Origin of the sequence: Aquisalinus luteolus, assembly GCF_009712425.2 — a bacterium.
Lineage (GTDB): Bacteria > Pseudomonadota > Alphaproteobacteria > Caulobacterales > Parvularculaceae > Aquisalinus > Aquisalinus luteolus.
Window position 1 is genome coordinate 864,660 of the sequence record NZ_VCJR02000002.1, and the last position, 14,104, is coordinate 878,763.

A 14,104-nucleotide genomic window follows, 5' to 3' on the forward strand; every position below is an offset into this window, starting at 1 on the left:
AGAAATTCTGATGCAAGTGAATGTACGGTTACATTGCAGTCGCGAAGGGCGATATCTGCTTAAGTGGCTGAAAACTTTAGTGAAAATGATTTGCAGTCTGACATTTGATCTTTGACAGTCTGCAATGGCGCGCCTATTTCGGTGGTCATGCACGGAAGTTTCCAACAGGTCGAGAAAGACAGGAGCCGCTGGGCCATGGCGGCGGCCGGCCTGTCGGTCGCTGTCGCGCTGACGCTGATCGTGGCAAAGCTCGTCGCCTGGATCATGTCTGGATCGACCGCGGTGCTCGGGTCTTTGGCCGACTCCTCGCTCGACCTCATCGGCTCGCTTGTCGCGTTCGTTGGTGTTCGCTGGGCCTCTGAACCCCCCGATGCAGAGCATCGCTTCGGCCATGGCAAGGCGGAGGCGGTATCCTCGCTGACGCAGATCGTGCTGATCTCCGGCTCGGCACTCTTCGTTGCCTATGAAAGCGTAAAGCGGCTGATCGACCCCGAGCCCCTCCAGAACGGCGGTGTCGCCATGGGCGTGATGGCACTGTCGCTGACGCTGTCCATCGGCCTTGTCGCGTTCCAGTCGCTGGCGATCCGCAAGTCCGGCTCTCTCGCCGTGGAGGGTGACCAGGCCCATTATACCGGCGATATCATCGCCAATGGCGGCACGCTGGTGGCTGTCTTCCTCGCCGTACAGTTCGGCTGGTTGCGGGCCGATGCGATCGCCGGTCTCGCCGCCGCGCTGTTCCTTGCCCATGCCGCCTGGTCGATCGGGCGCCGCGCCCTGCCGCAATTGATGGATGAGGAATTACCGAAATCGCAACGCGCGCGCATCGCCGAGATCGTCCATGCCGATGAAGGGGTGATCGATTTTCACGCCCTGCGCACGCGCCGGGCCGGGCAGCGCAAATATATCCAGATGCATCTGGACCTCGATCCCGACCTGACCTTGCGCGATGCCCATGCCATCACCGACCGCGTTGAACTGGCCCTGCACGAAGCCTTTCCCGGGGCGGACATCATCCTGCACATGGACCCGCATGGCGAAAGCGAGCCCCATGACAAGTTCGGGGCACGGACGGATATAGACCACCCGGAATACGGGGAAGGGAGCGCTAACACACCCTGAGGGTTGCATGAAACCCAGTGCTGTGGCCGATTTCAGGTCAATTCCGGCATTTATGGTAAAACTCCTGTTAAGCATTTTCAGTTAGGAATAGCGGCAACAAACTAGAGGGTTTTGTCATGTCGCTTTCGCGTTTTATCATCTCTGCCGGTGCTGCTGTTGCCGCTGGCCTCGTCTTTACAGGTAATGCCAGCGCTCAAGTCTCGGACGTGCCGTGGGCGGATAATAATATCCTGAAACTCGGTGTCGTTCACTTCGCCATGAATGACGAGACGAGCGATCTCGCCGGGCCAAACACACCGCCGGGCATCACCGCAGAGGTGGAAAGCCCGACGGCGCCGACCTTTACCTACACCCGCCATATCGGCGAGCATTTCGGTGTCGAGCTGCTGGCCGGTATCCCCTTCGGTGTCGACCTGAAAGGTTCCGGTACGATCGAGGGCGTTGGCCAGGTTGCCGAGGCGACCGTCGCGACCGCGACCCTGTCAGGCGTCTACTATTTTACGCCGCGTACGGCACAATGGCGCCCCTATGTCAGCGTTGGCTACAATTACACGACCTTTTATGATGGCGAGGCAAGCCCGGTGCTGGAAGGCGCGCTGTCAGGCCAGACCGATGTGTCGCTGACCGACTCCACGGGCCCGGGCATTTATGCCGGCGTCAACTATGCCGCTGGCGAGAACTGGGTGCTGTCTGGCATCATCGGCTACAACAAGGCCGAGACCGACGCGACCCTGCGCACCGACACCGTCGTCGACATGGGCGCCGGCCCGGTCAATGTCGGCATCGTCGAGCGCGAGATGGAAATCGAGCTGAACCCGGTCATCGCCTTCCTGACTGTGGGCTACAGGTTTTAGGGCGGCTACCGGTTCTAGGGCTGCTACGGGGCTTATCCCGCAGGGGATATGTGGAGAGAGTGCTTAAGCGGGACGGGTCACACCGTCCCGTTTTTCGTTATTTGATCCACGCTTCATCGCCCCAAAGGCTTCTGAGGCGCGCATCGCGGCCGCAGCCACGGCGGTAGAGATTATACCGTACGCTGCTCTTCTTGTAGTAATCCTGGTGATACTCCTCAGCCTCGTAGAAGTCGCGGGCGTCGAGAATGGGCGTGACGATCTCGCGGTCGAGCGCGTCCTCGGCCTCCATCTTGGCGGCCTCGGCGGCGGCGCGCTGCTCGTCATCCGTCACATAGATTGCGGTGGTATAGCCAAAGCCGCGGTCGCAGAACTGGCCGCCATCATCGGTCGGGTCGACCGTGCGGAAGAAGCGGTCGGCGAGGGTGCGATAGGTGATCGCTGACGGGTCGTAATAGATCTTGGCAACCTCGCGGTGGCCGCCCTGCTCATAGGTCTTGTAGGTCGGGTCCTCGCTCGTGCCGCCGGAATAGCCCGACACGACGGCGTCGACGCCCTCCATCTTCTCGAAGTCCGCCTCGACGCACCAGAAGCAGCCGCCGGCGAAGATCGCGTAATCATCCAGCGGATTATCGGAAGCCGCCTCGTCCATGCTGTCGCCGATACGTTCCGGCACGCGCGTGTCGGACAGGATCTCGTCGGCCTCCGGCGGCGCTTCCTCATAGCCTTCGGGCTGCACCGGCGTCGGATCGCGCTCGACCTGGCCGCCGGCATCGCAGGCAACGGCCAGCGTCAACAGGCCGGCCAGCAGGCCCGAAAAGGCAATCTTCGGGGCAAGATGGGGGGCAATTTTCCGAATCATATCCGCGTCTCCATTACTGCTGCGGACCTTACGAACACGCGTGAGCCCAGCCAATTCACGCCTTCTCACATTCGCGGCACGGGGCGTGGTCTTATCGCCACAGGCGGGGCAGGGGCGCGACAGGCTGGCCGTTTCGCAGGCGGCACAAACTATGGGGCAAAATGTCTATATGTTGGGGAAAATAGCCTATTGCGGAAGAGGCGATACCAGATATTGTAATTTCACAGGCAGGCGATTCACAGCCGCGCCACACCAAGCCAAGATAATCTGAGGGTCCGCACCATGTCCATCATCACCCCGAACAAGCCCGGCCTGCTCACGCCATCCAAAAGCTACAAGCCGTTCCGCTATCCCTGGGCGTATGATTTCTGGAAGATCCAGCAGCAGGTCCACTGGCTGCCGGAGGAAGTGCCCCTCGGCGAGGATTGCAAGGACTGGTCGAACAAGCTGTCCGACGGCGAGCGCAACCTGCTGACGCAGATTTTCCGCTTCTTCACCCAGTCGGATATCGAGGTCGGCGGCAATTACATGGAAAACTACATGCCGCTGTTCAAGCCGGTCGAGGTACGCATGATGCTCGCCGCCTTCTCCAACATGGAGACGGTGCACATCGCCGCCTACGCCCTGCTGCTGGAAACCATCGGCATGCCCGACAGCGAGTTCGGCGCCTTCATGGAATATGAGGAGATGGCCGCCAAGCACGACTATCTCGGCAAGTTCGGCGTCGAGACCGAGCGCGACATCCTCACCTCCATGGCCGTCTTCGGCGGCTTTACCGAGGGGCTGCAGCTGTTCGCGTCGTTTGCCATGCTGATGAACTTCCCGCGCTTCAACAAGATGAAGGGCATGGGCCAGATCGTGTCTTGGTCGGTGCGCGATGAAAGCCTGCACTGCGAAGGCATGATGAAGCTGTTCCACGCCTTTGCGAAGGAAACCGATGCGCTGACCCCGGCGGTCAAGGACGACATTGCCGATTGCTGCAAGACGGTGGTTGCGCTGGAAGACAAGTTCATCGACCTCGCCTTCGAGGCCGGCGAGGTCGAAGGGATGACCCCGGACGATATCAAGCAGTATATCCGCTACATCGCCGACTGGCGCATGGGCCAGCTGGAGCTGCCGAAAATCTACGGCATCGAAAAGCACCCGCTGCCCTGGCTGACGGAAATCCTCAACGGCGTCGAGCACGCCAACTTCTTCGAGGCCCGCGCCACGGAATATTCCAAGGCCGCCACGAAAGGCGACTGGCACGGCGACGACGGCGTCTGGGCGCAATTCGATCAGTACAAGGCGAAGCGGGACCTGGTCTACGGCGCGGGAGTTGGCTCAGCGGAGTAGGGGATGAGAGCTGATCGTGAATTACTGAGCATTGCGGATCACCTCAGTCATGAATACAATCTTCTTTTTGAATCTGGCCTCTTTGAGCCAGCTGAAAAGCTGCAAAAAGCTGCGGAACAGGTTAGCGAGGCTTTCTCTGGCTCATGGTTAGGATATCATTCCTATGTATACTACGCCGAGTTTACTAGCCCTCCAGCTGGTGCGTACTTTTCACCAGTATGGGGGTTGTGCTTCACGTTTTCCTCTAATGATACGGAAGGTGATTGGAGAGAGTACTCTAGTAAGGAAGTGAAAAATGAAGTCTATCGCCTAGCGGGCTTTCCCATATTGGAGCGCTTAAGGGAAGAAGAGGCGCAGTTTAAAGATTACTTTCAACAATATAAAGGTGATATTACATCAATACTATATTCATTTATAGGTCATAGTGGAGATGATTATCTACGTTCTTTGTTGGAGCAGGTCGAAGAAGCCAACATTGTAGTTAGTAACGACGTTTTGGATCAGTTTCGGCCGCCGTTCAATAATAATTGTAATGATGAAAAAGCTTTGCGAAAAGGTCGTGTTACGCCTCCTCATATGGAGATTTGGGCTGATGTTACGGCCATAGGGCATAACGTAGGGTCAATTAGAAAATTAAGCGATCTGGCGCGTAAAGCGGGTTCACACATATTTAGGCTCTTGGAGCACCAAAGACCCTTACCAGTTATAGGGACCAATGTATTTATAGGGCACGGGCGAGCACCAGCTTGGAGAGAGCTAAAGGATTTTATTGAAGACCGACTCAGCTTGCCATGGGATGAGTTTAATCGCGTGCCTATCGCAGGTGTGACTAATATCTCACGCCTCTTGGAAATGCTTGATTCAGCATCAATAGCTTTCATTGTTTTAACAGCTGAAGATGAAACTGTGGATGGCAAAATGCATGCGCGAATGAATGCCATTCATGAGGCAGGATTATTTCAAGGCAGGCTAGGGTTTAACAAAGCTATCTTACTTCTAGAAGAGGGCTGCGAAGAGTTTAGTAATGTGCAAGGCTTGGGCCAGGTAAGATTCCCTTCAGGTAATATCTCCGCCTGCTTCGAAGAGGTCCGGAGGGTATTGGAAAGAGAGGGAGTTTTGTGAGGTGTATTGTCTTAATAAAGACCAATCGCTGTTTCACCGGATCGGGTTTGTCAAGGAGCGTAGCCCGGCTGCGCCGGCGGCCCTTCAGGGCCGTCCTTGACTAACCCGAACCGGTAAAACAATTGCTCGCCAAGCCTGTAAGGCAGACTCTGCCTTACAGGCTTCGGCTGACCACTACTCCTCACGCTCAACACGATACGCCGTCGAGATTCTCCCAGACCATCCCCTCTTGACATCCCGGATCGCGCTTCCCTCACGTCCCTGCCGCCTCGACCGCCGGGATCAGCTCCCGTGCGACGAGGCTGTGCAGCGACTGGATATGCCCGTCGACGCTGCGCGCGTTGGGGTCGGAGGTCATCACCACCGTCATCGACAGTCCGGGTACGACGTAAACCATTTGCCCGCCATAGCCCCAGGCGTAATAGACGTCATGGCCGCCCGCGCGGGCGATCCACCAGCCATAGCCGTAGGACCCGCCCGACCATGGCGAGGTGACGCGCGGCGTCCAGCTCGCCTCGACCCAGCCTTCCGGCAGCACGCGCTCGCCCTCCCACACGCCATCGAGCCGGTACAGCTCGCCAAGGCGGAACAGGGCGCGGGGGCTGAGCGCCATGTTGTTGCCACCCATATAGATGCCCTGCGGATCGCGGGTCCAGGGCGGGAAGGAGATGTCGAGGGGCTCGCCCAGCCAGTCGCGGAACAGGGCGAGGGTCGAGCGGCCCGTCGCTTTGGTCAGCGCGGCGGAGAGGAGGTGCGAGGTGCCGGTCGAATAGATCATCGGCCCGCCGGGCGCCGCCGCCATGTCGCGGGTCAGTGCATAGGTGACCCAGTTGTCGCTGACGACCCAGGCACCGTAATTGCGCCCCGAGGTAGACGAGAGACCGGCGCGCATGGTCAGCAGGTCCTCGATGGTGATGGTGTCGACCTGGTCGTCCGCCGTTGCCGGCACGGTCAGGATATCGGCAAGGGCCGTGTCGACGCTCTCGATATCGCCGCGCTCGATCGCGATGCCGGCGAGCGCGGAGAGCAGCGACTTAGACGCGCTCTTGATGTTCACCGGCGTGTCGAGGCCGGGCCCGTCATAGACCCGCTCGGCAAGGACCTCGCCATCGCGCCCGACGATCATGGCATTCAGCTGCGGCAGCTCGGCCGCCTTTTCCATCGCCTGGTCAAGGGCGGCGTCAAGCTGCGTCTCGGCGGCCGTGGACTGTGTCGTCGGGCTGTCAGTCTGCGATGCCGCCTGCAGGGGCAGTATCAGGAGGGCGAGGGCGGTGCAGGCCGTGGCGGCGATGAAGTTCTTCATGTCCAGTAAATGGGTTCCGTCAGGCCCGGCGGCGACTTAAATTTCTTTAAAGCGCAAACGGGGTCACGCCGGATCGACACCGGTCAGCCGGCGGATGTCGCGCAGGGGCGGCGCGCCGAACAGGCGACTATATTCCCGGCTGAACTGCGACGGGCTTTCATAGCCGACCGAGATCGCTGCACTGGCCGCGTCGAGATGCTCGCTGAACATCAGGCGGCGCGCTTCTGTCAGGCGGAGCCGTTTCTGGAATTGCAGTGGGCTGACACTGGTCATCGCCCGGAAATGGCTGTGAAACGCCGAAATACTGAGGCCCGCCCGTTTGGCCAGCGGCTCAGCCCGAAAGGGTTCGCGATAATTCTCCGTAAGCCAATCAATGGCACTGGCAATCCGGTGGCTGTGGGTGTCGGCGGTAATGATCCGGCGCAGGCGCGGTCCCTGCTCGCTGGACAGCAGCCGGACCCAGATTTCCTGCTTCACCAGCGGGGCGAGGGCGGGGATATCCGCCGGCGTGTCGAGCAGGTCTATCAATCGCTCAAACGCGCTTTGCATGGCGGGGCTGATGGAGCTGACGGCAATGCCGAGAGTGTCTCGCGATCCGGATGTGGGGGCGGGCAGGGTTTCGCTCAGCACCGCCTGAGATATCGCCTGCAGGTCCAGTTCGAGTGTCAGCCCCAGATATGGCATCTCTTCACTTGCCGTATTGATCCGCGACATGACCGGCAGGCCGACGGAGGTGATGAGGAAATGGCTGGCATCGAAATCCAGCTGCTGCTCACCCAGCGCCACCGTCTTGGCGCCCTGTCCGATCAGGCAGATGCTGGCCGGCATGGTATAGCTGGTCGGCTCGGTGGGGTGTGGCCAGCGGTGAAAAGACAATCCCGGTATCGCCGAGTCATGCCTGTTTGTCCCTTCGGTCAATCGGGCAATTCGTGTGGCAAGCCCGGAATGGACAGGCATGTCGTCGGCATGTTCCGTTTGCTCTGTTGGGCTGGTCGAATTCACTTGCGATACTCCTGATTTAACTCGCTTTTTCTGCGGTCTCTACACTACCTTCCTCGCGCTGGTGCAGCAATGCCCTCGATAACCAATGTGTAGGATCAGGCAATTATTCAGGTTGATCCTTATACCGGCTGGGCGTGTTCCCAACTACAGTCAGGGTATCGAGAGAATTGGGCTTCCCGAATGCTGGCGCTGTCTGCGGAACGGCGGCGCCGAACAAGAAAGGCCAGGATTATGCGTGTATTCAAGATCACCTCAGTATCAGCCCTTGCAGCGCTCCTCGCGATTGGCGCAACGGCCGGCGCGGGAGCCATGCAGCAGGCTTCGCAGGACCAGCCGGAAGAGATGATGGTGCTGAACGAGAATGGCTCCAGGGCTTCTGTTGCGGGACCATCGCAATATTTCACCGGCAACGCCCGGATCGATCCGATCCACATGGAAGCAAAAGAGCCGAGCCGCATCACGTCGGCCCGCGTTACCTTCGATCCGGGTGCCCGCACCAACTGGCACAGCCATCCACTCGGTCAGCTGATCGTGGTGACGTCCGGTCAGGGCTGGACACAGACAAGGGGTGGTGAACGCGTAGAGATCAATGCCGGTGACACCATCTGGTGCAAGCCGGGTTGCGTGCACTGGCATGGCGGCACGAAAGACACCGGCATGGCCCACCTTGTCGTGCAGGAAGCCCTTGAGGGCGCGAATGTCGAATGGCTCGAGCCAGTTTCCGATGAAGACTATCTTGGTACAGAATAGGACAACGACATGTGCAACAAATGCGATGACAAACACCATATTGCCGGCACTGCTCCGGCCGACCCGGCACGCCGTAATGTGATGCGCCAAGGCGCGGGGCTGGCTATCGGTGCTGCCGGTGGCTCCCTGCTAGCCGGGCTCGGCGGCGCGGCAGGTGCTGCGCAATCCTCGACACCTCGCTCTTCAATGGCCGAGGAAACGGTGGAAGCATTCGGCTTTCGCGAAGCTGGTGCGCCTGCCCGCTCGATGCAGATCCAGCGCCGTGCGGTGCAGGCGGATGATATCAAGCTCGATATCCTCTATGCCGGCATCTGCCATTCGGATATTCACTACATCAATGGTGACTGGAATGTCTCCGGTGTCTATCCGCTCGTCCCGGGCCATGAGATCATCGGCCGGGTCACGGCGGTGGGGGCGAATGTCACGCGCTTCAAGGTCGGTGATGTCGCCGGCGTCGGCTGCATGGTCAATTCTTGCGGGACCTGCGAGAATTGCCTCGCCGATCGTGAACAGAACTGCCTGAACGGCACGACGTTCACTTATGCGTCCGAAGACAGGATTTCCGGTGGCCTGACCGATGGTGGCTACTCGCGAAAAATAGTCGTACGCGAACATTTTGCCGTCAATGTGCCGCAGCAGCTCGATCTTGCCCGTGCTGCGCCGATCATGTGTGCCGGTATCACGACATTCTCGCCAATGCAGCACTGGAAGCTGGAACAAGGCCAGCGTGTCGGTGTCGTTGGTGTCGGCGGTCTCGGCCACATGGCGGTGAAGCTTGCGGTCGCCCGCGGGGCCGACGTGACCGCGTTTACCACAACGCCCGGTAAAGTGCCGCAGATCGAAGCGATGGGGGCTACGCCCGTGCTTTGGGATGATCAGCAGGCGATGCAAAATCTTGGAAATTCTTTCGACCTGATGATTTCGACCGTCCCTTATCCGTTCGATATCCAGCAATTCATGAACCTGCTGAAACTCGATGCAACCCTCGTCAATGTCGGCCAGCTTGGCCAGATCGACGGGTTGAACGGGATGATGATGGGCTTTGGGCGCAAGAGCCTTGCCGGATCGATGATCGGTGGCATGGCCGAAACGCAGGAAGTCGTCAACTATTGCGCCGAGCACAATGTACAGCCGGATGTCGAACTGATCCGGCCTGACCAGATCAACGAGGCGATTTCCCGCGTTGTCGACAAGGACGTGAAGTTCCGCTTCGTGATTGACATGCAGAACGCCTGATAGACACAGCTGATGGTACGGTATTTCTCCCGGCAATGCCGTAGACGGTAGTCCCCCCTGGCCGTACCCTTGTCAAGGCTTGCCCTCCCTAGGCCGTCTTTGTCCGGGTGCGGCTGCGCTGTCCTCCCCACTTCCCGCAGGGGAGGGCAGCGCTCCCCCCTTTTGTTACAATGGTTTTAAAGGAACGGATGGGGCCTCATAGCGTTCTCCTACTGATAGAATTCCATAGGAGATTTATGATGCGTATCCTGATCGCCGGTGCGACCGGCAATACCGGTACCCGCCTTTCCAATCAGCTCGCAGAGGCCGGCCACGAGGCTGTCGCCATTGTCCGCGACAGTTCCGACCTTTCGGGCCTGCCTACAGGCTGCGAGATCCGCAAGGCGGACCTGACCGACCTGCCATCCGATATTGCTGTCGGTGTCGATGCCGTCGTTTTTGCAGCTGGCTCCGGTGGCGACACCAGCGAAGAGATGACGCGCAAGGTGGATCGAGATGGTGCCAAGACACTCGTCGATCTCAGCCAGAAAGCAGGGGTGAAGCGCTTTGTCATGCTCAGCTCTGTTGGTACGGACGATCCCGAGAACGGTCCGGACAGCATGCAGCACTACCTGAAAGCCAAACGGGCGGCTGATGATCACTTGGTTGCCAGCGGCCTGAATTATGCCATCGTGCGTCCGGTCAGCCTGACCGATGACCAGGGCAAGGGCGAGATCGAGTTATCGACGGATCATGTCGACGGCAAGGAAATCTCTCGCGATGATGTCGCTGCTGTACTTGCCGAATGCGCTACGGACGAGGCTCCCGGCAAGGTAATCTTCGAGATCGCAGGTGGCGGCGTGCCCGTTTCCGAGGCGCTGGCGCAAATACAATAGCAGGCATATTTCACCAAAATGAAAAACGCCGCACCCGGAAGGATGCGGCGTTTTTCGTGCGATATTCAACCCAGCCTACTCGGCTTCCTCAAGAAAGCCGTTCACGTCCAGCCAGTGAATATAGTTCTTGAACCAGATATTGGATGTACGGTCCGGGTTGCCAAGGCCGAAGCCGTGGCCGCCATTCTGGAACAGGTGCAACTCGACCGGCTTTTCGGCCTCGTACCAGGATTTGATAAGGCCGGTGTCGCCATTATAGAGGAAATCATCGACGGCGATGGCCACGAACAGCGGCGGTGCGTCCTTCGGCACCTCTACTTCGCCCATGCCGCCATAGATCGGCGCGATGAAGGCGGGTCTGGCGGTTTCGGAATTCATCGTGACGTGCATGGTAAGCCCGGCACCGGCGGAAAAGCCCATCATGCCGAGGCGGTCCATATCGACGCCCCATTCATCGGCATTGTCGGCGATCATCTGCCAGGCAGCTTCGGCGTCCTCCAGTTGGTTAGACAGGTCCCAGCGCGGCCGAGGGTCCGGAGCTTCCTCGCCATCGCTGCCGGTGTCTGCTTCCTCGAAGCGCCGGTTCATCTGGCCTTCGAAATCCTCCAGCCTGTCAGCCGTTGGCTGCAGGCGGTATTTCAGCACGAAAGCGGCAACGCCCTGCTCGTTCAGCGCCTCGGCGACCTCCCAGCCTTCATTGCCCATGGACAGCCACATGAAGCCGCCACCCGGCGCGACCAGAACCGCCGCGCCATTGGCCTTGTCCGGATCGGGCAGGAACGGTGTCAGCGTTGCCTCGGTGATGTTTCGGGCCATGGGGTCGCCCCATTGCTCGAACCAGCTCTCGCTGGCGGGCTGGTTGTCGACACCGCCGGTATTGAGCGGGATGGCGTTCGGCTCATCCGGCGCGTCCATGGGTGTCATTTCCTGTGCCATTACAGGCAGGGTAGTGCCCGCCATGACAATGGCGAGTAGTGTAGCAACCGCACGCGATGCCGGCCTTTCCCTGAAGACAGTCATTCTGGTATCTCCCTTACTGATGAACGGTTTTGCCGTTTCTTTGTTGAATGACTTGAGGAGATACTGCCGCAAAGGCTTGGTCAAGACAGATTTTGTTAGCGTTACCTTGCAAAGGATTGCATTACGGTGTTCTGCCTTGTCCGGGTGCCGCATCGATGGCAACTCATACATCAGTGATCTGCATTTTGACTGGAGTTGAATCATGAAAAACGCCCTTGCCGTTCTACTGATATCCATCTCGCTTCTGTCCACTGTCGGGCCAGCTTTTGCTCAGGAAGACGCCCTGGCGGAGCCGCGATCTGCGACTCTAAACGAGGCTTTCGAGGGCTGCTTCCTTGTGGGCACGGCGATGAACCGCTGGTTCATCATGGACGAGGTGCCGGGCGTGCTCGATTTCGCGTCGAGCCAGTTCAATGCCGTCACGGCGGAAAATGCCATGAAGTGGGGCCGCATCAACCCGTCAAAGGGCGACTATCATTTTGATATCTCCGATGCGCTGGTCGACTATGCGCAGGCCAACGAAATGAAGGTCATCGGTCACACGCTGGTCTGGCATTCGCAGACACCGGACTGGGTCTTCGAGAACTGGCGCGGTCGACCCGTCGATCGCGATACATTGCTGGCGCGACTGGAAAATCACATGGAAAAGGTTGCCGGGCGCTATTCGGGCCGCATTCATGGCTGGGATGTGCTGAACGAGGCGATCCTTGACGATGGCTCGTGGCGCGACAGCCCGTGGCGGCGCATCCTCGGTGAGGATTATGTCGCAACTGTATTCGAGATGGCCCACCGGATCGATCCGCAGGCGGAGCTCTATTACAACGACTACAACATGTACCTGCCGGGCAAGCGCGATGCGGTGGTTACCATGGTGAAGGACCTGCAGGCGCGGGGCGTACCCATCCATGGTATCGGCATGCAGGGCCATTTCGGCATTGGCAGGCCGTCCATGGAGGACTTTACCGCGGCGCTGGATGCCTATGGCGCGCTGGGCCTGAAGGTGATGATCACGGAAATGGATGTGACCGTGCTGCCATGGCCGGATACCCTGGCGGTCGGTGCCGATATATCCGCAGCGGCAGAGAACCGTGACGAGCTCGATCCCTACACGGAGGGCCTGCCGGCTGACATCGCTGAGGCGCAGGCGGAACAATATGCGGCCTTTTTCCGTGAGCTCGTCGCACGGCGGGATTTCGTCAGCCGGGTGACCTTCTGGGGCGTGTCTGACGCAGACAACTGGAAGAACAATTTCCCCGTACGCGGCCGTACCGACCATCCGATGCTGTTCGATCGCTATCTGCAGCCGAAACCTGCTTTCGATGCGGTTATTGCCGAAGCGGCACCTTGCGGCACGGAATAAAGCGCCCTGATTGGAAGAGTACTGGCTCACCGAAAACGATTTCAGCGCTGTCAGGCTTTGCCTTTGCCAGGGGGCAGCCGCAAGATCGCCCGGAATAATCCGGGAGGTATTTCGATGATCACCAAGGCCAGCAAATCAGTTTCCATCATTGCGCTTTGCGCGGGCTATGGCTTCCTGTCAGCGTGCTTGCAAGAGACCGTTGAGACTGAGGCGGAGACTTCCCCTATCGCAGAAAGTGCAGAGGCGACGGCCTCTCTGGAAACGGAAGCTCCTGCCGAAAGTGCTGGGATCAGTAATGCTCGCGTACCGGGCACCAACCCGATCACGACAGCGCAATTCACAGCCGATCCTGCCGCCATGGTGCATGACGGCACGGTCTGGCTCTATGTCGGCCATGACGATCCTGCACCCGACCAGCGCTATGGCATGCCGGAATGGCTCGCCTTTTCATCGGCCGACATGAAGAACTGGGAGGCTCATGGGCCCATCATGAAGCCTACGGACTTTTCCTGGGCTATCGCTGATGCCTGGGCTTCCGAGGTCGAACCGCATGATGGCAGGTTCTGGTTCTACACCACGGTAACCCATGACGATACCCATCCGGGCAAGGCCATTGGTGTTGCCGTATCCGATATACCGGAAGGACCGTTTGTCGATGCCCGTGGCTCCGCTCTCATTACGGCGGAGATGACGCCCAAGGGTGAGCATAACTGGGAGGATATCGATCCGACCGTGTTCATCGATGATGATGGCACGCCTTACCTGCTCTGGGGTAACGTGAACTGTTACATGGTCGAATTAGCGCCGAACATGACGGAGCTGGCCGGCGAAATTCAGGAAGTCGATCTGCCCTATTTCACCGAGGGGCCATGGGTGCACAAGCGCGGCGACTGGTACTACCTGTCCTATGCGGCAATCGACAATGCCGAGAGCGATGATGAGCAAATCCACTACGCCATGTCTAAATCAGTCAGGGGCCCGTGGGAACACATGGGCCAGCTGGCAGCGCCGACCGGCAGTTCCTTCACGATCCACCCGTCGATCATCGAGTTCGAGGACCAGTGGTACTTCTTCTACCATGACGGCTCACTCTCCGTGGACGGCGAGGAGGGCGGCGAGGGGCGGCGAAACGTCCGTGTCGATTACCTTTACTACAACGAGGATGGCACGATAAAACCGATCATCCAGACGGCAGAGGGGGTCAGCGTGCCACCGGTTCGCTAGACCAGGCCGGCGATTTGCCACCCCATTTCGCAGAATGGGTTTATT

The 14,104-nt window shown here is 59.1% G+C and carries 13 protein-coding genes; 9 read left to right on the forward strand and 4 right to left on the reverse strand.

Features of this window, described 5'->3' with window-relative positions; translation table 11 throughout:
* Positions 1–147: 147 nt before the first annotated feature.
* The gene (locus tag FF098_RS12730) at positions 148–1,119 is read left to right on the forward strand and encodes a cation diffusion facilitator family transporter (RefSeq protein ID WP_155141058.1); all 972 of its coding nucleotides are present in this window, start codon (positions 148–150) and stop codon (positions 1,117–1,119) included.
* 116 nt (positions 1,120–1,235) lie between these two features.
* Positions 1,236–1,973: an OmpW/AlkL family protein gene (locus FF098_RS12735; RefSeq protein WP_155141060.1), complete on the forward strand. Its 738-nt coding sequence runs from the start codon at positions 1,236–1,238 to the stop codon at positions 1,971–1,973.
* A 97-nt stretch (positions 1,974–2,070) separates the two neighbouring features.
* Here FF098_RS12735 and msrA read toward each other — a convergent pair whose 3' ends face one another.
* Complete coding sequence (msrA, locus tag FF098_RS12740) at positions 2,071–2,832, reverse strand: peptide-methionine (S)-S-oxide reductase MsrA (protein WP_205967493.1); 762 nt, start codon at positions 2,830–2,832, stop codon at positions 2,071–2,073.
* Positions 2,833–3,114: 282 nt separating this feature from the next.
* On the opposite strand from msrA, the gene FF098_RS12745 reads away from it, so the two are divergent.
* Both FF098_RS12745 and FF098_RS17560 read left to right on the forward strand, forming a co-directional pair.
* Positions 3,115–4,167, forward strand: coding sequence for a ribonucleotide-diphosphate reductase subunit beta (locus tag FF098_RS12745; RefSeq protein WP_155141062.1), 1,053 nt, complete (start codon positions 3,115–3,117; stop codon positions 4,165–4,167).
* Positions 4,168–4,170: 3 nt separating this feature from the next.
* A complete protein-coding gene (locus FF098_RS17560) occupies positions 4,171–5,289 on the forward strand; it encodes a TIR domain-containing protein (RefSeq protein ID WP_205967494.1) in 1,119 nt (372 codons plus the stop codon).
* A gap of 253 nt (positions 5,290–5,542) precedes the next feature.
* Here the strand turns inward: FF098_RS17560 and FF098_RS12755 are convergent, their stop codons facing one another.
* Positions 5,543–6,592 carry a serine hydrolase domain-containing protein gene (locus FF098_RS12755; protein WP_155141064.1) on the reverse strand — a complete coding sequence of 350 codons (1,050 nt, stop codon included), beginning with the start codon at positions 6,590–6,592 and terminating at the stop codon, positions 5,543–5,545.
* 63 nt (positions 6,593–6,655) lie between these two features.
* Positions 6,656–7,594, reverse strand: coding sequence for an AraC family transcriptional regulator (locus tag FF098_RS12760; RefSeq protein WP_205967495.1), 939 nt, complete (start codon positions 7,592–7,594; stop codon positions 6,656–6,658).
* A 345-nt stretch (positions 7,595–7,939) separates the two neighbouring features.
* Here FF098_RS12760 and FF098_RS12765 point away from each other — a divergent pair, with 345 nt between their 5' ends.
* The 3 genes from FF098_RS12765 (at position 7,940) to FF098_RS12775 (ending at position 10,455) form a co-directional block, all read left to right on the forward strand.
* A complete protein-coding gene (locus FF098_RS12765; protein WP_155141405.1) occupies positions 7,940–8,344 on the forward strand; it encodes a (R)-mandelonitrile lyase in 405 nt (134 codons plus the stop codon).
* 9 nt (positions 8,345–8,353) lie between these two features.
* Positions 8,354–9,580, forward strand: a complete 1,227-nt coding sequence (locus FF098_RS12770; RefSeq protein WP_155141067.1) for an NAD(P)-dependent alcohol dehydrogenase — start codon at positions 8,354–8,356, stop codon at positions 9,578–9,580.
* A 239-nt stretch (positions 9,581–9,819) separates the two neighbouring features.
* Positions 9,820–10,455: an SDR family oxidoreductase gene (locus FF098_RS12775; protein WP_155141406.1), complete on the forward strand. Its 636-nt coding sequence runs from the start codon at positions 9,820–9,822 to the stop codon at positions 10,453–10,455.
* Positions 10,456–10,530: 75 nt separating this feature from the next.
* Here FF098_RS12775 and FF098_RS12780 read toward each other — a convergent pair whose 3' ends face one another.
* The gene (locus FF098_RS12780) at positions 10,531–11,415 is read right to left on the reverse strand and encodes an alpha/beta hydrolase (protein WP_155141408.1); all 885 of its coding nucleotides are present in this window, start codon (positions 11,413–11,415) and stop codon (positions 10,531–10,533) included.
* 262 nt (positions 11,416–11,677) lie between these two features.
* Here FF098_RS12780 and FF098_RS12785 point away from each other — a divergent pair, with 262 nt between their 5' ends.
* Together FF098_RS12785 and FF098_RS12790 are read left to right on the forward strand one after the other, a co-directional pair.
* Positions 11,678–12,835 (forward strand): endo-1,4-beta-xylanase, encoded by a 1,158-nt coding sequence (locus FF098_RS12785; protein ID WP_155141068.1) that lies wholly within the window; start codon positions 11,678–11,680, stop codon positions 12,833–12,835.
* 114 nt (positions 12,836–12,949) lie between these two features.
* Positions 12,950–14,059, forward strand: coding sequence for a glycoside hydrolase family 43 protein (locus FF098_RS12790; RefSeq protein ID WP_155141070.1), 1,110 nt, complete (start codon positions 12,950–12,952; stop codon positions 14,057–14,059).
* The last annotated feature ends 45 nt before the right edge of the window (positions 14,060–14,104 follow it).